The sequence below is a fragment of the Halopiger aswanensis genome (assembly GCF_003610195.1).
Classification (GTDB): domain Archaea; phylum Halobacteriota; class Halobacteria; order Halobacteriales; family Natrialbaceae; genus Halopiger; species Halopiger aswanensis.
In genome coordinates, this window is the sequence record NZ_RAPO01000001.1 from 648412 (window position 1) to 671384 (window position 22973).

General features: G+C 67.4%; 23 protein-coding genes and 1 pseudogene. 9 read left to right on the plus strand and 15 right to left on the minus strand.

What is annotated here, in order from left to right:
• Positions 1-67 precede the first annotated feature (67 nt).
• Positions 68-1168, plus strand: a complete 1101-nt coding sequence (locus tag ATJ93_RS03160; RefSeq protein ID WP_120243168.1) for a zinc ribbon domain-containing protein — start codon at positions 68-70, stop codon at positions 1166-1168.
• Positions 1169-1485: 317 nt separating this feature from the next.
• On the opposite strand, the gene ATJ93_RS03165 is transcribed toward ATJ93_RS03160, so the two are convergent.
• Positions 1486-2577 carry a DNA topoisomerase IV subunit A gene (locus ATJ93_RS03165; protein ID WP_120243169.1) on the minus strand — a complete coding sequence of 364 codons (1092 nt, stop codon included), beginning with the start codon at positions 2575-2577 and terminating at the stop codon, positions 1486-1488.
• 1 nt (position 2578) lies between these two features.
• Complete coding sequence (locus ATJ93_RS03170) at positions 2579-5044, minus strand: DNA topoisomerase VI subunit B (RefSeq protein ID WP_120243170.1); 2466 nt, start codon at positions 5042-5044, stop codon at positions 2579-2581.
• A gap of 247 nt (positions 5045-5291) precedes the next feature.
• On the opposite strand from ATJ93_RS03170, the gene ATJ93_RS03180 reads away from it, so the two are divergent.
• Positions 5292-5930, plus strand: coding sequence for a helix-turn-helix domain-containing protein (locus ATJ93_RS03180; RefSeq protein WP_120243172.1), 639 nt, complete (start codon positions 5292-5294; stop codon positions 5928-5930).
• A gap of 101 nt (positions 5931-6031) precedes the next feature.
• On the opposite strand, the gene ATJ93_RS03185 is transcribed toward ATJ93_RS03180, so the two are convergent.
• Positions 6032-7144, minus strand: a complete 1113-nt coding sequence (locus tag ATJ93_RS03185) for a M24 family metallopeptidase (protein ID WP_120243173.1) — start codon at positions 7142-7144, stop codon at positions 6032-6034.
• A gap of 164 nt (positions 7145-7308) precedes the next feature.
• Between ATJ93_RS03185 and ATJ93_RS03190 the strand changes: the two genes are divergently transcribed.
• Entirely contained in the window at positions 7309-8193 is an 885-nt protein-coding gene (locus ATJ93_RS03190; protein WP_211334017.1) for a COX15/CtaA family protein, read from the plus strand.
• A gap of 29 nt (positions 8194-8222) precedes the next feature.
• Here ATJ93_RS03190 and ATJ93_RS03195 read toward each other — a convergent pair whose 3' ends face one another.
• A complete protein-coding gene (locus ATJ93_RS03195) occupies positions 8223-8735 on the minus strand; it encodes a metal-dependent hydrolase (RefSeq protein ID WP_120243175.1) in 513 nt (170 codons plus the stop codon).
• Positions 8736-9015: 280 nt separating this feature from the next.
• Here ATJ93_RS03195 and ATJ93_RS03200 point away from each other — a divergent pair, with 280 nt between their 5' ends.
• Together ATJ93_RS03200 and ATJ93_RS03205 are read left to right on the plus strand one after the other, a co-directional pair.
• The gene (locus tag ATJ93_RS03200) at positions 9016-9801 is read left to right on the plus strand and encodes a helix-turn-helix domain-containing protein (protein WP_120243909.1); all 786 of its coding nucleotides are present in this window, start codon (positions 9016-9018) and stop codon (positions 9799-9801) included.
• 109 nt (positions 9802-9910) lie between these two features.
• Positions 9911-10543 carry a uracil-DNA glycosylase family protein gene (locus tag ATJ93_RS03205; RefSeq protein ID WP_120243176.1) on the plus strand — a complete coding sequence of 211 codons (633 nt, stop codon included), beginning with the start codon at positions 9911-9913 and terminating at the stop codon, positions 10541-10543.
• A gap of 66 nt (positions 10544-10609) precedes the next feature.
• Here the strand turns inward: ATJ93_RS03205 and ATJ93_RS24415 are convergent, their stop codons facing one another.
• Positions 10610-11278 (minus strand): molecular chaperone DnaJ, encoded by a 669-nt coding sequence (locus ATJ93_RS24415; protein WP_342768852.1) that lies wholly within the window; start codon positions 11276-11278, stop codon positions 10610-10612.
• 43 nt (positions 11279-11321) lie between these two features.
• Between ATJ93_RS24415 and ATJ93_RS24420 the strand changes: the two genes are divergently transcribed.
• Positions 11322-11822, plus strand: coding sequence for a hypothetical protein (locus ATJ93_RS24420; protein WP_342768853.1), 501 nt, complete (start codon positions 11322-11324; stop codon positions 11820-11822).
• A gap of 77 nt (positions 11823-11899) precedes the next feature.
• Here the strand turns inward: ATJ93_RS24420 and ATJ93_RS24425 are convergent.
• Together ATJ93_RS24425 and ATJ93_RS03215 are read right to left on the minus strand one after the other, a co-directional pair.
• A pseudogene (locus tag ATJ93_RS24425) lies at positions 11900-12034 on the minus strand (DnaJ domain-containing protein); the annotation flags it as partial.
• Between the two features lie 149 nt (positions 12035-12183).
• Positions 12184-13524, minus strand: a complete 1341-nt coding sequence (locus tag ATJ93_RS03215; protein ID WP_120243178.1) for a DNA polymerase Y family protein — start codon at positions 13522-13524, stop codon at positions 12184-12186.
• Positions 13525-13635: 111 nt separating this feature from the next.
• Here ATJ93_RS03215 and ATJ93_RS03220 point away from each other — a divergent pair, with 111 nt between their 5' ends.
• Positions 13636-14040 carry a DUF5518 domain-containing protein gene (locus ATJ93_RS03220; protein ID WP_120243179.1) on the plus strand — a complete coding sequence of 135 codons (405 nt, stop codon included), beginning with the start codon at positions 13636-13638 and terminating at the stop codon, positions 14038-14040.
• Between the two features lie 25 nt (positions 14041-14065).
• Here ATJ93_RS03220 and ATJ93_RS03225 read toward each other — a convergent pair whose 3' ends face one another.
• The 8 genes from ATJ93_RS03225 to ATJ93_RS03260 all read right to left on the minus strand — a co-directional run bounded on the left by ATJ93_RS03225 (position 14066) and on the right by ATJ93_RS03260 (position 20007).
• Positions 14066-14848 (minus strand): cupredoxin domain-containing protein, encoded by a 783-nt coding sequence (locus ATJ93_RS03225; RefSeq protein WP_120243180.1) that lies wholly within the window; start codon positions 14846-14848, stop codon positions 14066-14068.
• 223 nt (positions 14849-15071) lie between these two features.
• Positions 15072-15395, minus strand: a complete 324-nt coding sequence (locus tag ATJ93_RS03230) for a transcription factor S (RefSeq protein ID WP_013880233.1) — start codon at positions 15393-15395, stop codon at positions 15072-15074.
• Between the two features lie 85 nt (positions 15396-15480).
• Complete coding sequence (locus ATJ93_RS23890; protein WP_211334018.1) at positions 15481-16131, minus strand: hypothetical protein; 651 nt, start codon at positions 16129-16131, stop codon at positions 15481-15483.
• Positions 16128-16976: a hypothetical protein gene (locus ATJ93_RS03240; RefSeq protein WP_120243181.1), complete on the minus strand. Its 849-nt coding sequence runs from the start codon at positions 16974-16976 to the stop codon at positions 16128-16130. The genes ATJ93_RS23890 and ATJ93_RS03240 overlap by 4 nt, the downstream gene beginning before the upstream one ends.
• Positions 16977-17061: 85 nt before the next feature.
• Positions 17062-17898, minus strand: a complete 837-nt coding sequence (locus tag ATJ93_RS03245; protein ID WP_120243182.1) for an RAD55 family ATPase — start codon at positions 17896-17898, stop codon at positions 17062-17064.
• Between the two features lie 109 nt (positions 17899-18007).
• Entirely contained in the window at positions 18008-18298 is a 291-nt protein-coding gene (locus ATJ93_RS03250) for a PLDc N-terminal domain-containing protein (protein ID WP_120243183.1), read from the minus strand.
• 171 nt (positions 18299-18469) lie between these two features.
• Entirely contained in the window at positions 18470-19483 is a 1014-nt protein-coding gene (locus tag ATJ93_RS03255) for a beta-ribofuranosylaminobenzene 5'-phosphate synthase family protein (RefSeq protein WP_120243184.1), read from the minus strand.
• Between the two features lie 197 nt (positions 19484-19680).
• Positions 19681-20007, minus strand: a complete 327-nt coding sequence (locus ATJ93_RS03260) for a hypothetical protein (RefSeq protein WP_120243185.1) — start codon at positions 20005-20007, stop codon at positions 19681-19683.
• Between the two features lie 312 nt (positions 20008-20319).
• Between ATJ93_RS03260 and mobA the strand changes: the two genes are divergently transcribed.
• Both mobA and ilvD read left to right on the plus strand, forming a co-directional pair.
• Positions 20320-20934 carry a molybdenum cofactor guanylyltransferase gene (mobA, locus tag ATJ93_RS03265; RefSeq protein WP_120243910.1) on the plus strand — a complete coding sequence of 205 codons (615 nt, stop codon included), beginning with the start codon at positions 20320-20322 and terminating at the stop codon, positions 20932-20934.
• Positions 20935-21076: 142 nt separating this feature from the next.
• Positions 21077-22804 (plus strand): dihydroxy-acid dehydratase, encoded by a 1728-nt coding sequence (ilvD, locus tag ATJ93_RS03270; protein WP_120243186.1) that lies wholly within the window; start codon positions 21077-21079, stop codon positions 22802-22804.
• The last annotated feature ends 169 nt before the right edge of the window (positions 22805-22973 follow it).

Here is a 22973-nt window from a genome sequence, read left to right on the forward strand (position 1 = left end):
GGCACCGATATGTCCGGTTCGGTAACCGGTCCCAAGAGTTAGTGGCGCGCTCCGCGTGGAGTCACGTATGGCCGACGACCGCCGGGGACGGTCCGAGACGCGGTACTGCTCGCACTGCGGGCACTCCCTCGAGCCGCCGATGAACTACTGTCCGAACTGCGGGACGGCGATCGAGCGACGCGAGCGCTCGTCGGACACCCGCTCGCAGCCGCGACGTCGGACCGAGAACCGCCACCCGTCCGTCGGCGAGTTCTCGCAGACCCGCTCGCACGCCGGCGACCGCTCGAGCGGACCCACATCCGCGACCCGGCGAGACGCCCGCGACGCTCCATCGTCACCCACTGAATCTTCGGGTCCGAGTCGAGACGTGGACCCGACGGCTCGCAAGCAACTCGAGGCCCGCATCGCGAGGGCGACCCGGGACGGCTGGGAGCTCGAGCACGACTTCGGCGACCACGCGGTGATGGTCCGGCACACGTTCGGCGATACGGACGAACACCTGGTGGTCGCCATGCTGACCGTCTGGTGGACGATGGGACTCGGGAACGTCCTCTACGGTGTCTACCGGTACGTCGAGGACGCCGAGCGGATGGTGCTGCGCGCCGGCCCGCCCGAAAACCCGGAGACGAAAGAACAGTCCTCACACCTGCTCGAGCGCGCGACCGCTGCGGTCTGCTGGACCGCCGGTGTGATCCTCGCGCTGATCGGACTCCAACTATCAGTAACGTCGGCGCTCGGACTCGGACTCCTCGCGCTCGCGTTCGGCTTCATCGCCATGGGGGCAAGCGTCCTCCCGTCGGTCCGCAGCCGACTCGAGCGCCGCCACTCGCTCGCGACGAACGGCCGTACCCGATCGGTCGAGGAGCGGTCCGTCGTCGCGTACGACCGGCCCTGCTCGGCGTGTGCCGAGCCGGTCGGCCGCGGTCTCGAGCGGACCTACCGCTCGGAGTTCTGTCTGCTCGGCGTCCCGCTGACGGGATCGGCGGGCCGGAACTACTACTGCCAGCGGTGTGCGAACGCCGAATTCTCGTCGCACAGCACCGAGACGGGGCACACCGGACGGGGGACTGTCGATGGCGCCTCGAGCGGCGATGCCTCGAGAGCGGGGCGAAAATCGGAGCCCGAGAGCGGCACCGGGCCGGAGCCGGAACCGGAGCACCTCGACTAATCTAACTATTCGCTCCCCTCGCAGCCGAATCGATAGCCGAGACTCACGTGCTACAGCCGTGGTATCGGCGCTGTTACTACACCTGTGCTCACAAGCACGTTTAATACCGTGAGCGGGTAGGAACGCCGATGACGTGTGATGCGTGTGGCGGGATGATCAGCGGCGAACGGATATACAAAGCAACTGAGAGCGACACCAGCGGTCTCGGCGTCTATCATCCGGACTGCGTTACGGGAACCAGATAGAAGCTGTTTTCTCGAGGCGATCGCCTCTCCGAATCTCGGACTCGAAGCGTATCTGAAGCGCCGGATCGAGCGTTAGAGGACCCCCATCGCGTCGAGTCGCTCCGGAAGGTACGTCTCGGTCACGAAGTCCAGGCCGTGCGAGGCCAGCGACTGCTGTTCGGACTTCTTCTCGATCTCGAGTTGCAGTTCGATCTGTTCCTCCCAGTAGTCGGTCTGGAAGCGCGGGTCCTCGAGTTCGCTCTCGAGGGCGTTGATGTCCGAGTCCGAGAGCGGGTCCGTGGGAAGCTCGTACTCGACGATGTCGGCGGGCTGGATGCCGATGAACTGCGCCTCGGGCGTCGCGAGGTACTCCGAGAGGTGGGCCGACTTGATCGACCCGTAGGCGACGGAGCCGTAGATTCGGTACGACCACGGGTCGCCGTCCGTAAAGACGGTGACCGGCAGGTCGAGTTCGTCGTGGAGCCGCTTCGTAATGCGGCGGGTCGCCCGGGCGGGCTGGCCCTTGAGGTGGACGATCAGCGCGTTGTACTCGTCGTCGAAGCCGTTCTCGACGAGCCGGTCGCGCATACCGCCGGTCTCCACCGCGAGGATGAAGTCGGCGTCGCAGTCCAGGAAGTCGATCGTGTCCGGGTTGTTCGGGATCTGGTAGCCGCCCTCGCCGACGTCCTTCTGACAGTGGATCTCCCGTTCGCCGCGGCGGGTCTGCTCGCGCAGGTGCAGCGGGCCCATGATCGTCGCACCCGATTCCTCGGGGCGCATGTGGAAGTCCTCGCGGGTGACGCCCGAGACGATCTCTAAGTCCTCGACCAGGCTGTTCGATTCGTCCTGACTGCTGAACTGGGCCTCCTCGTTGTCCCAGCTCTCGGAGAGGTAGTAGAGTTCACGCAGGGTCGACGAGCGGTCCTCCTCGAGCTGTTCGGCGAGGAACTCGATGGTGTAGACGGCCTTCAGGAGCTTTCGGGCGCCCCGGACCGAGTTAGCCGAGCGGGTCGACTCCCGGTCGCCGTAGACCCAAACCTTCTCGTCTTCGTCGTACTCGATGTTGTTCTTCGTCCGCGTCGGGACGGACATGTGGGGAATCTCGCCCAGTTCGAACTGGTCGTAGAACTGCGCTGCGAGATCGATCAACTGCTCTCGTGCTTGTTGGTCGTCGTCTGCGCTCATGTTACTGGTTCACCGTGAGTTTCTCGCTTTCGACACCCTTCACGTCCAGATCGAACGACGCGCCGTCGGGCACTTCGTACTCGAGTGCCGCCTCGTCGTCGCTCGACACCTCGGGTTCCCACTTGACGAACCACTCGCCGTCCATCTCGATGACGGTGGCGTCGTCGGGCAGGTTGGTGGGTTCGGCCGAGACGATGTCCGTGATCTCGAGGCTCTCGTTCGTGCTCGAGTTGTTCTCGACGACGACCGAAATCTCCTGGCCGTCGCCGTTCTCTTTGACTTGGCGCTCGACGAGGACGTTGTTCATGATCCGGGCGATCGCGTCGTCGATGTCGGGTTCCTCCCGTCCGGTCACCTCGGCGACCTTCTCGGCCATCTCGGGGAGGATCTTCCCGAGGACGTTCTGCTTCTTCCGGCGCTGCTGCATCGACTGGCGCTTGTTGATGTAGCTCTTGAGATCGCGAGCCGCCTCGCGGATCGCGAGTTCGATCTCGTCCTCGATTTCGGGGACGTTCGCGACGGCGTCCTTGGACTCGCTGGTGAAGGGCACGTTCGTCGAGGCGACGTGGACCATGATCACCGCGGGGCCGTTGGGCAGGCCGGAGCCGCCGGGCTGGTCGAGCCCGTAGTTGCGCCAGCCGATCGACTTGACGACGTCGGTCGTCGCACAGGCGCCGCGCTGGTAGACGAGCGGTACGCGGTTCGCAAAGCGCATCACCTGGGCGCTGCCCTCGCTCTCGATCTCGCCGCCGTAGGCGATGCCGGCCTCGACGACGAACGGGTCGCCGCCCGACACTTCGGCGTCGCGGCTCGCCGAGGCGTAGAAGTCGGCGTCGAACTCCTTCTCGAGGCCGGCCTCGATCAGGTCGGCCGTGATCGGCGAGAGACACCGCGTCGGCGGCGCCATGATGTCGGTCTCGCGCATCGCGTCGACGAGGTCGCTCGTGGCGTCGCGGTCGCCGTTCAGTTCGCGCACGAGCGGCGGATCGTCCGGCACCGTCGCCATGACGTCCCAGATGGCTTCGACGACGTTTTCGCGGGCGGTGTCGCCGAAGGAGACCTCGTCGTACTCCTCGGTGAGGTCCGCGGCCCGGTCGACGAACTCCCGAACGCTCGAGCGGGTGTGTCGGTGGCGAATGTCCTCCTCGGCGGCGTCGGCGAACTTGCCGGCGAGTCGCTGGGCGAAGGCTTGGATGATCTCGTCGTCCTTGCGGGTGCTCGTGGCCTCGTCGGCGAGTTCGTAGAGGTCGGCGACGAGACGAGATTCGTCGGTCGGGGTCTGCTCGGCGGCGTCCTCGTCAGCGTCGTCGGGCAGTTCGTCGACGAGCGTGCGCCAGACGACATCGACGGCGTTCTCGCGAACGGTGTCGCCGAACGTCGTTCCGTGCTCGGCTTCGACCTGCTCGGCGGCGTCCTCGACGACCGCGAGCAGTTCGTGGTGGGCGATCCGGTCGCGATCGTCGACGGCGTCGGCGATCGCTTCCGCGAAGGCGGCCGTCGCGTCGGCGCCCTTGTTCGCCGTGGCGTCCGAGACTGCGGCCTCGAGGTCGATCTCCTCGTGGACGGCGGGCGGGCGCCAGCGCATCTCGCGGCCGTAGTGGCGGTCGCGGAAGGCGTCGATGATCGAGTCGGCGGTCTTCTTCCCGACGCGGGTAAACTCCTCCTGGAGGAAGCCGGAGACGGTCTGGGAGTCGGTCGCCGTCAGCATCTTCATGACGGTCCCGAGTTCGACCCCGTGGGGGTGGGGCCGGATCTCCTCGGTCTCCTCGGGGAGCTGGTCGGTCGCGCGCTCGAACTTGAAGTGGGCCTTGGGCTCGCGCAGCTCGAGGCGGGCGTGGGGGTTGACGACCGCCGTGTGCTTGATGTAGTCGTGAAGCTGCTGGCGGGCGCGCATGTTGGCCTCCATCTCGAGTTCGATGCGCGTCCCGTGGGGGCGGTCCCACGTCGTGGTCTCCTCGACGCTGATCTCGGGTTCGTTCTCGTCGGTGTCGACGATGAGTTCGAAGTACTGGGCCTCGCTCGCGCCCTCCGTTCGACTCGTGATCTTGGCCGGCTTCCCGCTGGTCAGTTGTGCGTAGAGGACGGCTGCGGAGATCCCGATCCCCTGCTGGCCGCGGGACTGTTCGCGGGCGTGGAAGCGAGAACCGTAGAGCAGTTTCCCGAAGACCTTCGGCAGCGATTCCTTGGTCAGCCCGGGGCCGTTGTCTTCGACGATTAGCCGGTAGTAGTCGCCCTCCTCCTGAATTTCGACGTAGATATCGGGGAGAATACCGGCTTCCTCGGCGGCGTCGAGTGCGTTGTCAACGGCCTCCTTGACGGCCGTGACGAGGCCTCGAGCGCCGCTGTCGAAGCCGAGCATGTGCTTGTTCTTCTCGAAGAACTCGGCGATCGAGATCGCTTGCTGGCTTTCGGCCAGCTCCTCGGCGATCCCGGCTTCCTCACCGAGTGTCGACTGGAACGACGTCATCACCTCCCTGTACTAGCGGGGGGGCTAAAAGGTGTACGCTACCGCGGTGAAAGTGAAGGTAGAGTAACGGGGCCGGCCCGCGAGGGGGTCGGGTGCGCCGATCACCACCGGGTCGACGCGCCGACTCGAGTCGCCCGACGCGACGGCGATGAACGACGAACCGTCGCTGAGACGGCCGAAAATCCGCTCGTTCGACCCCCGCAAAGGTTTAACCCCGCACGAAACTTTGTCCCGGGTAAGAGGACACATGGAACCGAACGATACCGACGACCACCGGGACGAGGGGAGCGAGGAGCACCGGTCGCTCGAGGACGATATCGTCGCCGAGACGGGTGAGCGAGGGCGAAACCCGACGGTCGAGGAGGTCGACCAGCGGATCGTCGACCTGCTGTCGTGGATCCTCGACACCGAGACGCGGGCGAAGATCTACGTCTACCTGCTCGCGAATCCGGGCAGCACCTCCGAGGAGGTCGCGAAGGGGACCGGTCTCTACCCGAGCACGGTTCGCGAGGCCCTCGCGGAACTCCACGAGGAGGATCGGGTCACGCGCGAGAAGCGCGCGAGCGAGGGCGCCGGCAACAACCCCTACGAGTACACGGCGATCCAGCCGAGCGAACTGGTCGGCGGCGTCGTCGATCAGGTCCAGCAGGAACTGAACACGATCTTTACGCTGGATCGCGTCCTCGACCGCGACGAGGAAGAGCCGGAACCGGCCTTCGAGGAGGACGTCGAGCCGGTTACGATCACCGTCGACGAGACGGCGCCGTTCGACGAGGACGAGACCGAACCGGCGGAGGACTCGGAGACGAGCGCCGACCTCGAGTTCGACGACGACGAGACGGACATCGAAATCTCGGAGCCGGACGAAGACGACGACGAGTTGTAGAGCACAGCTCCGGTCGGAACCGGCCGCTCGCCCGCGTCAATCCGCGGCTTCTCACGTTCTCCACGTCCGCAGCCGCCGTACTCGCCGTGCAATTTTCGCGGTTACTCGTCCTCGAGCGTCAGGATGGCGGGCCGCTCGAGTTCGACGTCGCGGTCGACGGCGTCGGCGGTGATCGTCGGCCAGTTATCGGTCGTCGTCAGCGGCTCGATCTCGTCGTCGGTGACGAGCGCGGTGCCCTCGCTTTTCGCGCCCTGCACCGTCGGGTTCCAGGCGTAGGCCATCGGGACCTCGACGGACGCCTCGTGGTCCGGCGTCGCGATCCACTCTCGGCCGGCGAAGCCGGCGGCGCCGCCCTGGTGGTGGTACTCCCACTCGCCCTCGAAGCCGACGGCGGCGTAGGCGTCCTGAACCGCACCGAAGACGTCGCCGGCGGTGCCGCCGTTCTCCGCGACCTCCTGGGTCGCCGCCAGCGCCGTCGTCTCGACCCGCGCGGCTGCCTCGTGGCGGTCCTCGAGCCAGTCGGGCGCGTCGAAGGCGACCGTGCGGGTGCAACTCGCGTGCAGCCCGTGGCGCTCGGCGGTCACCGACAGCAGCGCGTAGTCGCCGAGCTTGGCCTGCGTCGGGGTGTAGTGGCGGTACTGCTGGGCGCGCTCGCTGCCGCCGACGAGACAGACCGGCGCCTCGATATCTCGCGCCGACAGGGCGACCCGCAGCGCCGAGGCGACCTCGTGTTCGGTGTCCTCGGCGCGAAGCTCCCGGCAGACAGATTCGACGGCTGCGGCCGTCTCCCGGCCCAGTTCGCGGTATCGTTCGCGGTCGCGCTCGGTCAGCGGCTGTCGCAGCGCGCTCGGATCGATCCGCTCGAGGCCCGGTACGTCGACGTCCGCGGCTGCGCGCTCGTCGTCGCCGACGCGAGCGGAAATCGCCTCGCCGAGCGAGGAAGCGTGCCAGGAGAACTGCTCGATCGAGACGGCGTCGGCCTCGAGATCCGGGAGCTCTTCGGCCTTGATCCGCTCCGCTTCGATGTTGTTCGTCACGATCCGCACGTCGCCGTCGTAGCCGACGGCGGCGACCCCCGTGTCGCTCTCGCGGTCGATGACGCTGTTGCCGCCCGTCAGCCAGGCGAAGGAGTTCGGCCGTGCGAACCACACCGCATCCAGATCGCGGGACTCGAGAACGGCCTCGAGTCGCTCGCGCTTGTCGTCACTGCCCATGTCAGGTGCTGTCGGGGACGGGTCTTGAATCCGACGGACCCCGGGCGCCGGCCGGGTGCTGACTGCTCGCTCGAGGAATCCGGCGACCGAGACCACCGGCAATCGCGCAGACCCCTGACACGGGAAATCTAAATACGGGTGGTCCTAACCCCCGACGAACGACCGTGTCGTCCACCAGTCACGCTACCCGTCCGAGATTTCGCTCGTTGATCGATCGGTTCGGCTTCCGACACCTGCTCGGGACGACGCTCGTCCTCGTCTCCGCGACGATCCTGCTCGGTATCGCCGCGAAGGCGACCGGTTCGGGGCTCGCGTGTGAAGCGAACTGGCCCCAGTGTGACGCCGGTCCGTACAACCTCCTCCCGGCGTCGCTGCCGAGTTTCTACGAGTGGATCCACCGCTTCGTCGCGATGTTCGCCGGCTTCGGGATCATCGGCTCCGCGATCGCCGCCTGGCGACTGCCGAGCGTCGACCGACGCGTCACCGCGCTGGTCGTTCTCGGGATGGTCCTGACGCCCGTGCAGGTCGCTCTCGGCCGCGAAACGGTCACCCAGTACACGCTCGACATCCTCTCGTTGCACTTCTGGACGGCGATCCTCATCTTCTCGATGTTCGCCGTCGCGACCGTTCTCGTCTGGGAGTCGACGCTGACCGCCGGGACCGCTACCGGCGCGCTCGGCCTCGGCCTCCTCGCGGTGCCGGCCCACGTCGCGCTCAGCCCGACCGATCTCGGGCTGGTGACAGACTACTCGCCGACCGTGCAACTGCTCCAGTACGCCGCGACGCTCGTCCTGCTGGCCTCGATTATCGTCGCCACGCGAGTCAGTCAACGACGGTTCGACGATCGCCCCCTCCGATGGCTGCTCTCGGGATCGGCCGTGCTCGTTCTCGCCGTCGCCTATCTCGGTCGCCGGACCGTCATGACGTACAGTCCCGCCCTCGACAGCCTCTACGTCGCCCTCGCCGTGGCTCTCGCGATTGCGTTCTGCGCCGGCCTCTACCGAACCCGGACGGCCACAGCGCGGTCCCAGCCCTCGTTCTCGACGTAGCGCGTTCGACGTCCAGTTCAGCCCCCGTCTCAACCAACGACCGTCGTAACGGCAACCGCGGCGAAGACGGCGCCGACGCCGATCGCGAACAGAACGTAGTTTGCGATCGTATTCGCCGCACGCGTCACCCTAAGCGTGTAGTGCCGACTCGAGACGGGCCAGAACGGCCGAATTCCCATCGGCGTCAGGGCGTCGGCGAGGAGGTGCGAGACGATCGAGAGCGCGCCGACGACGAACGCGAAGCCGACGAGGAGCGCGTCGTCGACCCTACCGACAGGGGCCGGTAGCGAGGCCGAGGCGTCGCCGAGAACCGCCACGGTCCCGGCCAGCGCCCCGCCGACGAGTCCGGCGAACAGCAGGGTGTGGGTCGGCCCCCGGTGGTCGATCAGCGGCAGCCGGTGATCGCAGTCCGGCAGCGTCGAGAGCCCGACGCAGACGAGGCCGCCGAGAAGGGCGGCCGGTTCGTACCCCGCGAGCGAGACGGCCGCGCCGAGCGGCGCGTACAGCAACAGCGCCGCGCCGTAGTGTCCAACCTGATACATTCGTCTTCGTCAGGGGAGAGCCGGAACGGCGGCATAAAATCACCGCGTTCCGCCGCGAGCGCTATTTAAACGACTTCGATATCTAACCGGCCGATTCTTGTAACGACCTGTGAATGTATTACCGAACGAACCGTATGTACAGTCGTGTTCGACGTTCGGAGCGTACCGTTCGGTGTTGGAACGCAAAGCGACGCAAATCGAGACGAACGGCGACAGCAACCGGGTCGGAACCGGAGCGCCCCCTGCCCCGTTCGACCGCGCTCGAGAGTCGGAGCCACAGATGAGCGTCATCGCGACGGTCTCGATTCCCGCGAGCGAGTTCCCGCTCGGCTCGGTGCTCGAGTCGGAGCGCGACCGCGACGCGACCGTCACCGTCGAGACGACGGTCCCGGCTGACGAGGGAAGCCTCCCGTACCTCTGGGTGCCGGCCGACGTCGCCGACGCCGTTGTCGACGACCTCGAGGACAACGGGAACGTCACCGACGCCGCCGTCGTCGACGAACTCGAGGACAGCGTCCTCGTCAAAATCGACTGGGACGATCGGGTCGACGGCGTGCTCGAGGCGATCCGAGGGAGCGACGCGATCGTCACGAGCGCCGCGGGCACCGCCTCGCAGTGGACGTTCCGCCTTCGGTTTCCGTCCTACGAGGACCTCTCGGAGTTCTACACGGCCTGTGTGGAAGACGACGTCTCGATCGAACTCGCTCAGCTTCACGAAGCGGTCGGGTCGGATCACCGCCGGCGGTTCGGGCTGACGAACGCCCAGCGGGACCTGGTCGTCGCCGCCTACGAGGCGGGCTACTTCGACGTCCCGCGCAAGACGACGCTCGTCGAACTCGGAGAGCGGCTCGGAATCTCCGACTCGGCGGTCTCCCAGCGGCTCCGGCGCGGACTCGCGGAACTGATCAACGCGACGCTCGTCGTGGAGCCCCAGTCCCGTTCTCGCTCGCGGCCTCTCTCGAGCGACGGCGGCCCCGACCGTTTCAGAACGGGAGCGGGCGCGGGATCCGGGTCGGGCCCGGACACCGGCACCGGTCCCGGTCCCGAAGAGTCGCCCGAGCCCTAGTCCTACCCCCACCCAAACATCGCACCCTCTCGAGCGCATCCCGACGCGTCCCGACGCGATTCCGACCGCAATCGCGACCGTTATTGGGGAGTCACCCGTTCGTATAGCCGTGCAAAACGTCACCGATAGAACGAGCAACCCGTTCGGACTCCGACCGCCGTTCGACCGGACGCCGCCCGACGAGCGGACGGCCGTCTTCGGCTACGGTGACGCCAACGCCGACTTCCACCTGATCGGCGACCATCCCGGGGTCCACGGCGGGAAGCGAACCGGTGTTCCCTTCACCGAGCTCGATTCGGGGCTCGCGATTCAGGACGTCTTCCGCGAAACCGGCTTCGTCTCCGGGCCGGCGGCGGAGCCCGACCTCGAGAACCTCTTTTGCAGCTACATTCACATGTGCTGTCTGCCGAACGGTCACCAGCCGACCGCCCGGGACTACGACGACCTAGAGCGGTTCTTCGACGCCGAACTGCGGGCGATCAACGCCCACATCCTCCTGCCGGTCGGCGCGCAGGCGACCGACCACGTCCTGCAGCAGTACACGACCCAGCGGCGCCATCTCGAACTCGACATGGCTGCGTTGCACGCCCGACAGATCCGCGGCCGCGGCTTCATGGTCGTCCCCATCCGCGACCCGTCGGAGTGGGAGGACGGCGACCGCGAGACGCTCGTGGAGACGCTCGAGGAGATTCTGGCGAGCGATTACCGCCAGACGAAGGGTGTGGCGACGTTGGTGGGTTGAGAACGGGACTCGAGACGAGAGTAGACGGGCGAACGAACGGAGGACAGAGAAGGTGAATCGCGGCGGTCAGCGATTGAAGTGCTTCCTGATCGTCGCCCGCAGCGGGAGTCCGAACGCGCCCGCGAACGGGAGGACGACGAACGCGAGGAGATCACCCGGGAGCGACGCGTACCCGGCGAGTCCAGCGCCGAGGGCGACGGCCGGGGCGAGCACCGGCACGACGTACAGGTAGGACGGCTTCCAGCCGGGGCCGAGCCTCGTTCGGTGAACGATCACCGCGAACAGGAACGGCATGAGTGCCGCTCCCGCGAGGAGGGGCCCGCCGAACAGCGTCGCTGCGACCGTCACCGCGAGCGCGAGGAAGATCGTCTCGTCGATCGTGATCGTCCCCCAGGTATCCTCGCGCCGGACGAGTCGGGCACCGAGGACGATCGCAATCGCGGCGACGACGATCCCCGCTAACGCGGCGTTCCACTCGAGCGGGGCCAACGGCGGCTCGAGGAGTTCGAGTTGGACGACGAAGGCGGCCGGGGCCGGGATGCCGTGGCGACTCTCTAGAAGCGTCGCCCAGAGGACCGCCGGATCGGCGCCGATGGCGGTCAGATCGGTCGCGAGCGCCAGTAGCGCGGATTCGTTCTCGCGGGCGAAGTGGCCGAGACCGATCGCGTAGACGAGCACCGACAGCCAGATCAGCGGTAGGGCAAAGTTCTGTCGGCGCCACCACTGGACGAACACGTTGGCGTCCGCGTCGTCCGAGCGAGTGCGGTTGCGAGTCCGAGTGCCCGAAGCCGTCGCGCTCGAGCCGCCGGTTCGAGCGCTCCCGGTTCCGCTTCCGGATGCGGATGTGGTTCGGGTGCCGGCGCTCGAGGTTGTACCGGTCGTCCCGCTCGCAGTTGAGGCGGAGGCGCTCGCGCCGCTGGCGGATCCGGTCGCGGTTCCGGTTCCAGTCCCGGTCCCCGTTCCGGTGTTTCGATTCGTCGATCGGCTTCGCGACGTTGACGAACCGCCGGTGCTCGACCCAGACGTCGAGGTCGAGCGCGAACGGCTTCGAGAAGTCGATCCGGACCCGCCGGTCGACGAACTGGTCGATTTTGACCGTGACGAACGCGAGCGTGAACTCGAGGTTGAACTCGTACTCGAGGTCGATGTCGAACGTGTTCCTGCACTCGAACTCGAGCTAGACGTCGTGCTCGTCGACGTCGACCGACTCGAGTCGCCGTCGGAATCCGAACTCCACACGTCCGGCGAGGGGATCCCGCTGGTCCGCTTCGAGACGTAGTCCCTGTGGCCCATGCGGTCGTAGGCCCGGCGTTCGACGGGGTCGCCGAGAATCTCGTGGGCTTTCTTAACTGCCGTAAACTGCGCCCGCGCGCGGTCGTCGTCGTTGACGTCCGGATGATAGACGCGGACCTTCTCGCGGTAGGCGTCCTTGATCTCGTCCTGGGAGGCGTCGGGAGGGATATCGAGAAGGTCGTAGAAGTCCTCTGTCATGGGCGATCGAGACGATATAGTTCGTTACTCGAGTGTCAACGAAGGGGGATCGTTTCAGTGTTCCGGCTGACGGTCGCGTTCGTCGGCCCGGAGTCCGGGACGGCACCGTGGCCGGGACTCGCCGAGCAGCCGTCGTCGTCCCGTGAGTATCAGGAGAAATCGGTCAACGATGCCTGTCCATCCGACGGCTCCTCGAGCCCGCTCGCTGACGCAGCGTCATCGTCCGCCGCATCCCCTCGGGTCTCACTCTGCTCGAGCGACGGGTCGGTATCGGCGTCGGTGTCGGTCTCGCTTCCGGTCTCCGCCGCGCTCTCAGTGCCGTCCCAGCCGTCCAGACTCGCCTGATCGGCCGCCGAGAACTCGAGGTTCGCCACGCGAACGCCGACCTTGCGGACGGGTTCGTCCTCGAACTCCGCGAAGAGTTCGGTGGCGATCCGATCGACGAGGTCCGGATCGTCGACCGGGCCGGGCAGCGAGCGCTCGCGGGTATTGACGTCGTACGGCGGCGTGACGGCCTTGACGCCGACGGTCCGGTAGAGCGCGCCTTCACGCTGGGCGCGGTCGGCGACTGCGGCCGCGAGCGTTTCGATCTGCTCGTACTTCGGCTCGGAGTCGGACACCGGCTCGGCGAACGCGGATTCCCGCGAGAAGCTCTTGGGATCGCCCTTGGGCTCGACGCGGCGGTCGTCCTCGCCGCGGGCGCGCTCGTAGAGTTCCCGGCCGCGCTCGCCGAACCGCTCGACCAGCGGTTCGGGGTCGGTTTCGGCCACTTCGCCCGCGGTCTCGAGACCCATCTCCCGCAACTCGCGGGCCGTGACGGGACCGACGCCGTGGAGCAGGTCGACCTCGAGCGGCGCGAGGAACTCGCGGACCTCGCCGGGTTTGACGACCGTCAGTCCGTCCGGCTTGTCGAAGTCGCTGGCGATCTTGGCCGCGCTCATCGTCGGTGCGGCGCCGACGCTGACGGTGACGCCGACCTCGCGCCGGATGCGGTCCTTGATATGGCGGGCGAAGCCGTCGGCGACCTCCCAGGCGGTGCGCTCGGTGACGTCCAGGTAGGCCTCGTCGATGCTCACCTCGCGGACGACGTCGGCGCAGTCGTGCAGAATGTCGCGGACCTCGCTCGCGACCGACTCGTAGAAGTCCATATCGACCGGCCGGTAGAAGCCGGTCTCCTCGCGGGTCAGGTCCGGATCGTAGTCGTCGGCCTCCGGCTCGAGCGCGGCGCGACGGGGGAGCCGCTCGAGGGCCGTTGAGATGGCCTGGGCGCTCTCGACGCCGAACTCGCGGGCCTCGTAGCTGGCGGTGGCGACGGCGCCGATCGTCTCCCCGGGTTCGTAGCCCATGCCGACGACGACCGGTTCGCCCTCGAGTTCGGGCTCGCGCAGTCGCTCGCAGGAGGCGTAGAAGCAGTCGGCGTCGACGTGAAGGACGATGCGGTCCTCCTCGTCCTCCCGTTCGACGCCCGGCAGCCGCGGGCCGTCTGACATTCGTCTACTCGTCGGTTCGTCTGCTGGGTTGTGAACGTTGCGGGCCGCTCGTCGCTCCGTGAAACCTATCACGAACGAACACTTTTTATCGTGCTGTCGCTATCGAAGGGTATGTCCTCCGACACCGCGGGAACGCCCCCAGCGATCGAGACGTATCCCGACGAAGACGACTCGAGTCGCGGCTGGAACACGTCAGTCAACGCGCTCGTCGGCGGCGTCGTCGGCATCGTGCTCTCGTTTATCCCCGGATCCGCGTTCGTCGGCGGCGCGCTCGCCGGCTACCTCGAGGGCGGGGACAGCGGGGACGGATTGCGGGTCGGCGCGCTCGCCGGGCTCGTCATGCTCGTCCCGATGACGCTGTTCTGGCTGTTCGCGATGACGATGGTGCTCGGCACCGGTATGCCGGGCACGATGGGCGGGTTCGTCTTCGTCGTCCTGGCGTTTCTCGTCCTGTACACGCTCGGGCTCAGTACCGTCGGTGCGATCATCGGCGTCGTTCTCGCCGACGAACTGTAAGCGACTACCGCGCGATCGACGCTACTTACTCGCCCTCGGCCGGCGGCTCCGGAAACTCGACGAGCACCCGCTTACTCTCGGGTTGGAGGGCGTCCCAGCTAACCCGACCCTGCTCGGCGATCGTCGCCGGCTCGAGCGCCGGATCGGCATACACCAGTTCCGCGGTGAGTTCGGGCGGGCGGAGGTCGACCGTCTCGCCGTTGACGTCAACCTCACCCGCCGGCCCGAAGTTCGGCTCCGCGGGCGGGTCGCCGACGACGATCCGCCCCACCATCCCGAAGATCTCGTGGGGCGCACACAGCACGTCGTAGACGCCCGGCTGATCGAACCGGTACAGCCAGAACGTGCCCTGTCCGAGCACCGGCGACGAAAACGCCGGGACACCCTCCGGTACGCGGCGCTGGCGTCCGAGAGAGGGGTGGTACGCAGTGACGGTGTGATCGGGCGCCACCAGATCGAATCGGACTACGTCGCCCGGCTCGACGTGGAGCCCGGTCGGTTCGAAGATGAACTCCGGGAGCGGCCGTTCCCCCGAGGGCGGTCTGGTCTCGAGTTCGACCGCGTGATCGGGCTGGAGCGGCTGGGGCAACTGCTCGTCGGCGGTCAGCCCGGAGTACCCCAGCACCGGGTGGATGCAGTTCGATTGCGAACACGCTCGCTGGTCCTGCCCCTGTCCGCGGTCGTCGCCTGTACGGCCGTTGCCGCGTCCTCGCCCGTGTCCTTCGTCGTCGCTCGCAGCGCCGAGTCCGGCCGCGAGCGACACCGTCGACGTTACGCCGGCCGCTTTCAGAACCTGCCGTCGGTCCATGGCGGCTTCTGTCCGCACCGCCGATTAGTTGTCCGGGGTCGTTGCTCGCGCAACGCGTTCTTGTGAGCGGACTGCTACGTGCAGCTGTATATTACCCGCTCGTCGCTGTCGACCGTCACGGCGCAGAAATCGGCCGTTGGAACCCGAAACGGAGTGCAACTGGGAGCGGCTATCGACTCGAGAAACGGTTCACTCTGGCGCGCGTCGGCGTGGTGGGGACGACTCAGTTGTAGCCGCGCCAGCGGTGGCCGCACTCGGTGCACTTGAAGAATCGGGTCGGCGGTTCGTCGGCTGACGCGGTCTGTTTGAGCGTGTACCAGGCTTCCTGGGTCCCGCACTCGTCGCAGACGACGTCGGTCGCCTTCGGCTTCCCCTCGAAGTTCGCGTCCTCGCTCGACTCGATCACGTCGTCGTCCGTCTGGGACTCCGTCGTGACGAACGCGTCCTCCTGCTCGCGGTCCCGTTCCGTCTCGGCGCCGCAGCTCGTACAGACCATGCGGTCGCCGTCGGCTTTCATCATCGAACCGCAGTCGTCGCAAAACTGCATACCCACCGGTAGGATATCGAGCGCAAAAACACCTCGTATTCCCGTCCCTGCGGCGGGGCTCGAGGCCGCTGTGGCCGTCCCACGCCTAGTATCGGCGCTCGAGTTCTTCGTTCTCGAGGACGACCGGACAGCCCGCGACCCGGAACGTATCGAGGCTCGGCAGCTCGAGAATGTCGGTTCCGTCGCGGGTGCAGCCGACCCCCGGCGGGTCGGCGAAGTGCTCGCACTGGTGACAGTACTCGTGCTTGTCGATCTCGCGGATTTCGCGGTCGTCGCCAAGCTGGTCGGCGAGCGGGTCGTCGTTCTCGAGGCGCTCCCAGAGTCGGTCGGGATCGAGCGCGGTGACGTCCTCGCGTTCGAACAAGTCGTCGAACGCGTCATCCCCGCTGTCGCGCTCCGTCGCTCGCTCGTCGACGGCAGCGGCGAGGTCGCCCAGCGGTCCGGCTCGATCGGCGGCCGAATCGTTACGCGAGCGACTCGAGTCACTCGAGGGGGATTCGGAGGCTCGAGCGTCCGAATCCGCGCGAAGCGCCGTCGGTTCCGCGCCCGCTTCCCCGCTCGCTTCTTCGTCACCGGCGAGTCCCCGCTGCGATCCGGTCGTACCGGGATCGGGGAGCGCGTCGAATTCGTCGTAGTCGACGGCCACCTCGCGCTCGCGCTCGCGATCGGGGTCGAGTTCGCCGTCGTCGCTCGAGTTCGAATTCGAGCCCGAACTCGAGTCGGATCCGTCGCTCATGAGTCTGTGTCGAACGGCAGCGTGCGGTCTCGCTCCGTTTCGGCGGCGGTTTCGGCGTTCGATTCGATCTGCGCGAAGACGTCCTCGGCCGTCGACTCCGTCGCGCGCTCTGCTCTGCCCTCGAGCGCCGGCGGTTCGCCGGTTTCGAGCGTGGGCGAGCCGAAAAACGACTGCTTTGCGGCGACGTCGGCGATCGGGCTCGCGCAGTGGGGGCACTCGGGCGCGGTCAACAGCGCGACGTCGACGCTCGAGCCGCAGTCCTCGCAGGTCGCGGTCCGAATGCCTAGGCGGTTGGCCGCCGTCTTGAGCCGGTCGGCCGCGGCCCGACGGCGCTCGCGTTCGGCGAAGGCGTCCCAGTGATCGCGGAGGTCGACGGCCGCCTTCGCGAGCACCGTCGAGCGCTCCTCGAGGCGGTCCGTCCGCTCTAAGAGGTACTCGAGCACCTCCTCGAAGTTCTCGAAGCCCGCGTCGACGGTCGCCTCGAGGTCCTCGAGGTCCGCGCGGAGCGACGACAGGTCGGCCTCGTACTCGTCGTGGTCGTGCTCGGCGGGCGCCTTCGCGTCGGTCTCGCGTTTGACCTGAATCACCCGCGAACGAACGTCCTCGAGCAGGTCGCGAAACTCCTCGCGTTGGGCCTCGAGTTCTCCCCGGAGCTCCTCGAGGTCCTCGCGGTCGGCCGGCTCGGCGCCCTCCCCCTCGGTCGCGACGGCGTGGGCCGCCGCGACGACGCGCCGACAGACGTCGGCGGGCGATTCGTCGCGGTCCGCGGCCGCGTCGGTCACCCAGTCGTCGACGTCGGCCGGGAGCGCGAACGAAACGTCCCCCTCGTCGTCCTCGCTCTCCATCTATCGTAGCTAGCGAGGGTCGGTGCATAAGGGTTGTTGCCGACGACGACCGCCCGCAGGTGCGGTCTCGGCGCCGAACGACGGCTCAACGGATCTTCCGGACGTTGCTGATGTCGAAGCCCGCGTCGCCGATCTCGGTCTCGAACCGGACGATGTTCTCGTCCTCGAGCCGCGAGAGGACGCCCCGGAACTGCTCGACGACCATCGTTCGGGCGCGCTCGGAGCCGCCGCTCTCCCACTCGAACAGCAGCGTGCCGTCGGTGGCCTCCTTGAGGCCGCCGAGTTGGGTCGGCTCGAGGAGTTCGGAGTTGACCAGCAACAAGATGACGCCGCCCCAGCGGTGGGAGGCGCGGGCGAGCCCCTTGAGGAGGACGGTCAGATCGGACCAGCCGAGCCGGTCCTCGGCCGCCGCGATCAGGTCGGTTACGGAGTCGACGATCACGAGGTTGCCCGCAGCGTGTTCGGTCATGTAGCCGCCGAAGGCGTCGAGGACGTCCTCGCGCTCGGTCTGCGACCCGAGCTGGGTGATGTCGGCCGTCCGTTCGGCGTACCACTCCGTCGGCACCGGTGTCAACTGGAAGTACTCCTCGGCCAGTTCGACGAACTCGACGGCGTCCATTCCCGTTTCGACGAGGTCCGATTCCATGACGAACGACATCTCGTTGGCGACCGCGGTCCGCTCGTCGGTAAACGAAATGTAGTGAATGCCGTCGGGCAGCGTTGCACCGTTCTCGAGGTCGCCGTAGTGGAGGTCGAACTGCTCGGCGCCCCGCTCGGCGAGCCCGTTCATGACGGCGCTCGTGTAGGCGAACTCTCGCGCGCCGGCGCCGGATTCGCCGGCGAGCAGTACGACGCTGCCGGCCGGCGCGCCGCCGCCGATCATCCGGTCGAGGCGTGCGACGCCCAGCGGCATCCGTTCCATATCGACCACTACGAGGGGAGATGCATACCGTTTGTGGGACCCGACTGTCGGCATCGTTCAGAAACGGCCGGGACCGCGGGGCGGATCCGAACGCGACGCATCCGCCGCTTCAGCGGCGCGTCTCCGATTCGTCCGCCCGTGCCGAGTCGTTCGAACGCTCCGCTCCGGGACGCGGAAATGTCGTCCCTCCGACCCCGGAATCCTCACTGTCGCTTTCGGGCATGCGTCGCCTGATGAGGTAGGCGCCGAGTCCGATCACGGGGAAGACGACGACGATCACGGCCCACAGGACCGAGTTTTCGATCCCGCGGGTCTCAGCGTCCTTCAGTACGAGAGCCGACAGCAAGACGTACACCGAGACGAACACGACCGTCAGCCCGAGAATCGCTACGGGACCCATTACGCAATAAGTTTTGTCGAGTTGTCAAATAATTTTCTCAGCCCGGAGACTGTGAGGGATGGGATACGAATCGGCGTCCCCGCGCAGACGGCTGCTGTAAGCCACGGACCCGAGCGCGGTGAGTCGAGGGAACGTCGCCCGCGGTAGTCCTCGAGTCCCGGTGGCCGACGATTACCGAACGCGTGCTCCATCGGTCGCCGCCGACGTAACGATAACCTGCCCTTCGAGCCCGCGCTCCTCGAGTGCATCCTCAGCCGCCGCTGCGGCTTCGTCGGCGTGCCGGCTGTCGGTCACGCCGTAGACGACCGGTCCCCACGACGACTGGCCGATCCCCGAGAGGACGGGGCAGTCCTCGAGCGCCTCGACGAGTTCGCCGGCCGGCGGACGGAAGACCCCGCCCTGCGCGTCGGCGTACCACGCGCCGTTCTTGCGGCCGATTTCGGCGATCGCCTCGCCGAAGGCCTCGAGGCGGCCCTCGGCGGCCGCCGGCAGTAACTTGCGGGTGACGACGCCGGCGATCTCGTCGGCGACGGCCGGATCCGCGCGCTCGACCACCGCGCGCATGCTCTCGTCCTCCGACTCGCCGCAGCGGCCGGGCTCGGCGTCGGGGACGACGACGAGGAAGCGCCAATCTTCGGGCAGATCGTGGCGGGCGACGACCGGCGGCACCGTCCAGTCGCCCTCGGCGGGCGGTTCCGTGGTGAAGCGGTTCGTCGGGTGGCCTGCGTCGACGACGAAGCCCCCGCCTTCGAAGGTCGCGACGCCGACGGCGCTGCGACCGCCCCGGCCCATCGCCGGCGCGTGGTCTCGAGCCCCGGGCTCGAGACCGTGGGCTCGCGCCGTCGCCGCGAGTACGGCCAGCGCGAGTTGGGTGCCGCTGCCGAGGCCGACGTGGCGCGGGAGTCGCTCCTCGACCGCGAGGGCGACGCCGGGCACGTCGAGAATTTCGGCGGCGCGTGCGGCGTACTCCCGGCCGAGCGGGTCGTCGCTCGAGACGCCCTCGGCGGGTTCGGCGGTGACGGTGACGCGGGGCTCCTCGAGGCCGACGCCGATCCCGCCGTAGAGTCGCTCCCGGGCCAGCGAGAGGTTCTGGAAGCCGACGTGGAGCCGAGCGCCCGCGCTGACGGTGGCGACCTCGGTCTCGTATTCGGGGTCGGACGGGGCGCCGGAAGTCGGATTCGGCATCGATATCGTCGGGATAGGATCGCCCCCCGCAAGGGGGTTTCGACGGTGGCAACGCCTGACGGTCCGGTGGCTGTCGGGCTAACAGCGCGTTCAGCAACCGCTGGGGATGCGAAGAATCACGATTCGAGACTCGAGAAAACGGACGAACGTCTGGAGTACCGCGAGAAACCGAGACCCCTACCCGGAGAATAGCGACGTTATCGCTGGGAAACGTTGTAGTCGACGTGGACGTTCGGCGTACTCGAGGACTCGGGTGCGGGAACGCCGTTCCAGTCGACGACGTGGACGTTGGCCATCTCGCCGGAGAAGCGGAACCGTTGGACGCCGACGTCGATCGCACCCTCCGCGACGTTCTCGGAGACGATCGTCGCTTCCGCGACCGGATCGTCCGCGACCATCTCGATCTCGCCGTCGACGGCGATTTCGAACTTGGAGGGGACGCCGCGACCGACGATGGTCACGAGGTTCGGGAGTGCTGAGTCGTTCGCTGCTGTCTGGCTGCGTACCGGATCATCGCGTGCCATGCTTCGATGAGTCGAACGGTGCGGTATAAGCTTTCTTCCTCGCAAAACGGTAGGATCGTACGAATTAGACCTTCGAGCGTATAAAATTACCTGATATTCAGATTCGAATTGGCCGGCACTCTTCTCGACGACCGCCGTCGCGTCAACACCAGTATTATAGCCGCCTCGGTGCTACCTCGAGCCGTGTCACCTTCCGACCGCTCCCGATCGGACTCGAGTTCGAACTCGAACGCGAGTGCGGACGCCGACGCGGACACGGATCGCGAGTCGAAGCCGGAGTCAGCGCCGGCGCCGGACCTCGCGGGCCTCGTCATCGCCGGCGGCTACTCGACGCGCTTCGGCGACGAGGACAAGGCGGTCGCGGACCTCGCCGGGACGCCGATGATTCGTCGCGTCGTCGACCGACTCGCCGCCGTCACCGACGCGGTCGTCGTCAACTGCCGCGAGGACCAGCGCGGCGCCATCGCGGCCGCCCTCGAGGGCTGTGCCCCGACGATCGAGTTCGCGCTCGATCCAGTCGAGGATCGGGGCCCGGTCGCCGGCATCGGGACCGGTCTCGAGGCGGTCGACGAGACCTACGGCCGCGAGTTCGCGACCGTCGTCGCCTGCGACATGCCGTTCGTCGATCCCGACCTGCTCGAGTTGCTCTTCGAGCGCGCTCGCGACGCGGACGCTGACGGAGCCGTCGTCCAACTCGAGGACGGCTGGTACCAGACGACCCAGGCGGTCTACCGGACCGAGCCGATGGCGCGAGCATGTGCGGAAACCCTCGAGTCCGACGACAAGCGGATCGTCGCCGCCCTCGAGCGCGTCGACTACGTGACCGTCGCGGAGAAAGTCCTCGAGGACGCTGACGTCGACGACGCGACGTTCGAGAGCCTCGACACGAAGGAGGCGCTCGAGGCGGCCGCGACCCGACTCGAGTAGGCGGCGGGTCGCGAACTGACTCGAGTACTCGTCGCGAACGACTATCCCCCGGTTTCGTGCGAACATGTTCGGACGAATGATTCCGTGCGGAATAATCGGCCGAGAACTGGGTGTTTATAATTGCGCGACGCAAGAACCGACCATGAGCAGCGACGACGAGTTCGACTACGGAAAGGACGAGAATCTCCGGAGTCGCGAGGTGACGGAGGGCCCGGACAAGGCTCCCCACCGCGCGATGTTCCGGGCGATGGGGTTCGACGACGAGGACTTCGGCGCGCCGATGATCGGCGTTCCCAACCCCGCCGCGGACATCACGCCGTGTAACGTCCACTTGGACGACGTCGCCGACGCGGCCCTCGAGGGCGTCGACGAGGCCGGCGGCATGCCCATCGAGTTCGGGACGATCACCATCTCCGACGCCATTTCGATGGGAACCGAGGGGATGAAGGCCTCCCTCATTTCCCGCGAACTGATCGCCGACTCCGTCGAACTCGTCTCCTTCGGCGAGCGCATGGACGGGCTGGTCACGATCGGCGGCTGCGACAAGAACATGCCGGGGATGATGATGGCCGCGATCCGGACGGACCTGCCCAGCGTCTTCCTCTACGGCGGCTCGATCATGCCCGGCGAGCACGAGGGCCGGGAGGTCACGATCCAGAACGTCTTCGAGGGCGTCGGCGCCGTCGCCGACGGCGAGATGTCCCCGGACGAACTCGACGAGATGGAGCGCAACGCCTGTCCCGGCGCGGGCTCCTGCGGCGGGATGTTCACCGCCAACACGATGGCCTCGATCTCCGAGACGATCGGTTTCGCGCCGCTCGGATCCTCGTCGCCGCCCGCCGAGGACGAAGAACGCTACGAAGTCGCGAAGGAGAGCGGCGAACTCGCCGTCGAAGCCGTCCGAGAACAGCGCAAACCCTCCGATTTCCTCTCGAAGGAGTCCTTCGAGAACGCCATCGCGCTGCAGGTCGCCGTCGGCGGCTCGACCAACGCCGTGCTCCACCTGCTGGCGATGGCCGCCGAGGCCGGCGTCGACTTGGACATCGAGGACTTCAACGAGATCAGCGCCCGCACGCCCAAGATCGCCGACCTCCAGCCCGGCGGCGAGAAGGTGATGAACGACATCCACGAGGTCGGCGGCATCCCGGTCGTCCTCCGCGAGTTGCTCGAGGCGGACCTGCTCCACGGCGACGCGCTGACCGTCACCGGCGAGACGCTCGCCGAGGGCATAGAGCGCGTCGACCCACCGGCGATCGAAGATCTGGACGCCGACTTCCTGCACACCGTCGACGATCCGATCCACGAGCGGGGCGCCATCCGCATCCTCACCGGCAACCTCGCGCCCGACGGCGCCGTCATCAAGATCACCGGCGAGGACCACCTCGAGCACGAGGGCCCGGTCCGCATCTTCGAGAACGAAGAAAACGCCATGCGGTACGTCCAGGAGGGCCGCGTCGAGAGCGGCGACGTCATCGGCATCCGCAACGAGGGGCCCCGCGGCGGCCCCGGCATGCGCGAGATGCTCGGGGTCACGAGCGCGGTGGCGGGCCAGGGCCACGCCGAGGACGTCGCGCTCTTCACCGACGGGCGGTTCTCCGGCGCGACCCGCGGCTTCTCCATCGGCCACGTCGCCCCCGAGGCCGCCGTCGGCGGCCCCATCGCCGCCCTCGAGGACGGCGACACCGTCAGGATCGACATCGACGAACTCGAACTCTCGGTCGACCTCACCGACGAGGAGATCGAGGAACGGCTCGCAGAGCGCGACCTCCCCGAACCCCAGTACACGACCGGCGTGCTGGCGAAGTACGGCCGCGACTTCGGCTCGGCGGCCAACGGCGCAGTGACGAACCCCGGCGTTAAGCGGGAGTAGTTACGCCCGACCGCGGTCGTCCGCCGCGGCGGTCTCTCTCGAATCGCAGTACAGACGCCGTACAACGGTTCTCCGGGGAAGATACGGTGGCTCGAAGGCGGGGGCGGTCCCTTCGATTTCCTGCATGACCCTTTCCACGTCTTACCACGGAGAGCCAGTAGAGAATCGA

Excerpts from the sequence above, each read along its gene's own strand:
- ATJ93_RS03160 (WP_120243168.1), top strand. The coding sequence starts at position 68 with ATGGCCGACGACCGCCGGGGACGGTCCGAGACGCGGTACTGCTCGCAC.
- ATJ93_RS03165 (WP_120243169.1), bottom strand. The coding sequence starts at position 2,577 with ATGAGCGCAGACGACGACCAACAAGCACGAGAGCAGTTGATCGATCTC.
- ATJ93_RS03170 (WP_120243170.1), bottom strand. The coding sequence starts at position 5,044 with ATGACGTCGTTCCAGTCGACACTCGGTGAGGAAGCCGGGATCGCCGAG.
- ATJ93_RS03180 (WP_120243172.1), top strand. The coding sequence starts at position 5,292 with ATGGAACCGAACGATACCGACGACCACCGGGACGAGGGGAGCGAGGAG.
- ATJ93_RS03185 (WP_120243173.1), bottom strand. The coding sequence starts at position 7,144 with ATGGGCAGTGACGACAAGCGCGAGCGACTCGAGGCCGTTCTCGAGTCC.
- ATJ93_RS03195 (WP_120243175.1), bottom strand. The coding sequence starts at position 8,735 with ATGTATCAGGTTGGACACTACGGCGCGGCGCTGTTGCTGTACGCGCCG.
- ATJ93_RS03200 (WP_120243909.1), top strand. The coding sequence starts at position 9,016 with ATGAGCGTCATCGCGACGGTCTCGATTCCCGCGAGCGAGTTCCCGCTC.
- ATJ93_RS03215 (WP_120243178.1), bottom strand. The coding sequence starts at position 13,524 with ATGTCAGACGGCCCGCGGCTGCCGGGCGTCGAACGGGAGGACGAGGAG.
- ATJ93_RS03220 (WP_120243179.1), top strand. The coding sequence starts at position 13,636 with ATGTCCTCCGACACCGCGGGAACGCCCCCAGCGATCGAGACGTATCCC.
- ATJ93_RS03225 (WP_120243180.1), bottom strand. The coding sequence starts at position 14,848 with ATGGACCGACGGCAGGTTCTGAAAGCGGCCGGCGTAACGTCGACGGTG.
- ATJ93_RS03230 (WP_013880233.1), bottom strand. The coding sequence starts at position 15,395 with ATGCAGTTTTGCGACGACTGCGGTTCGATGATGAAAGCCGACGGCGAC.
- ATJ93_RS23890 (WP_211334018.1), bottom strand. The coding sequence starts at position 16,131 with ATGAGCGACGGATCCGACTCGAGTTCGGGCTCGAATTCGAACTCGAGC.
- ATJ93_RS03240 (WP_120243181.1), bottom strand. The coding sequence starts at position 16,976 with ATGGAGAGCGAGGACGACGAGGGGGACGTTTCGTTCGCGCTCCCGGCC.
- ATJ93_RS03245 (WP_120243182.1), bottom strand. The coding sequence starts at position 17,898 with ATGGAACGGATGCCGCTGGGCGTCGCACGCCTCGACCGGATGATCGGC.
- ATJ93_RS03250 (WP_120243183.1), bottom strand. The coding sequence starts at position 18,298 with ATGGGTCCCGTAGCGATTCTCGGGCTGACGGTCGTGTTCGTCTCGGTG.
- ATJ93_RS03255 (WP_120243184.1), bottom strand. The coding sequence starts at position 19,483 with ATGCCGAATCCGACTTCCGGCGCCCCGTCCGACCCCGAATACGAGACC.
- ATJ93_RS03260 (WP_120243185.1), bottom strand. The coding sequence starts at position 20,007 with ATGGCACGCGATGATCCGGTACGCAGCCAGACAGCAGCGAACGACTCA.
- ilvD (WP_120243186.1), top strand. The coding sequence starts at position 21,077 with ATGAGCAGCGACGACGAGTTCGACTACGGAAAGGACGAGAATCTCCGG.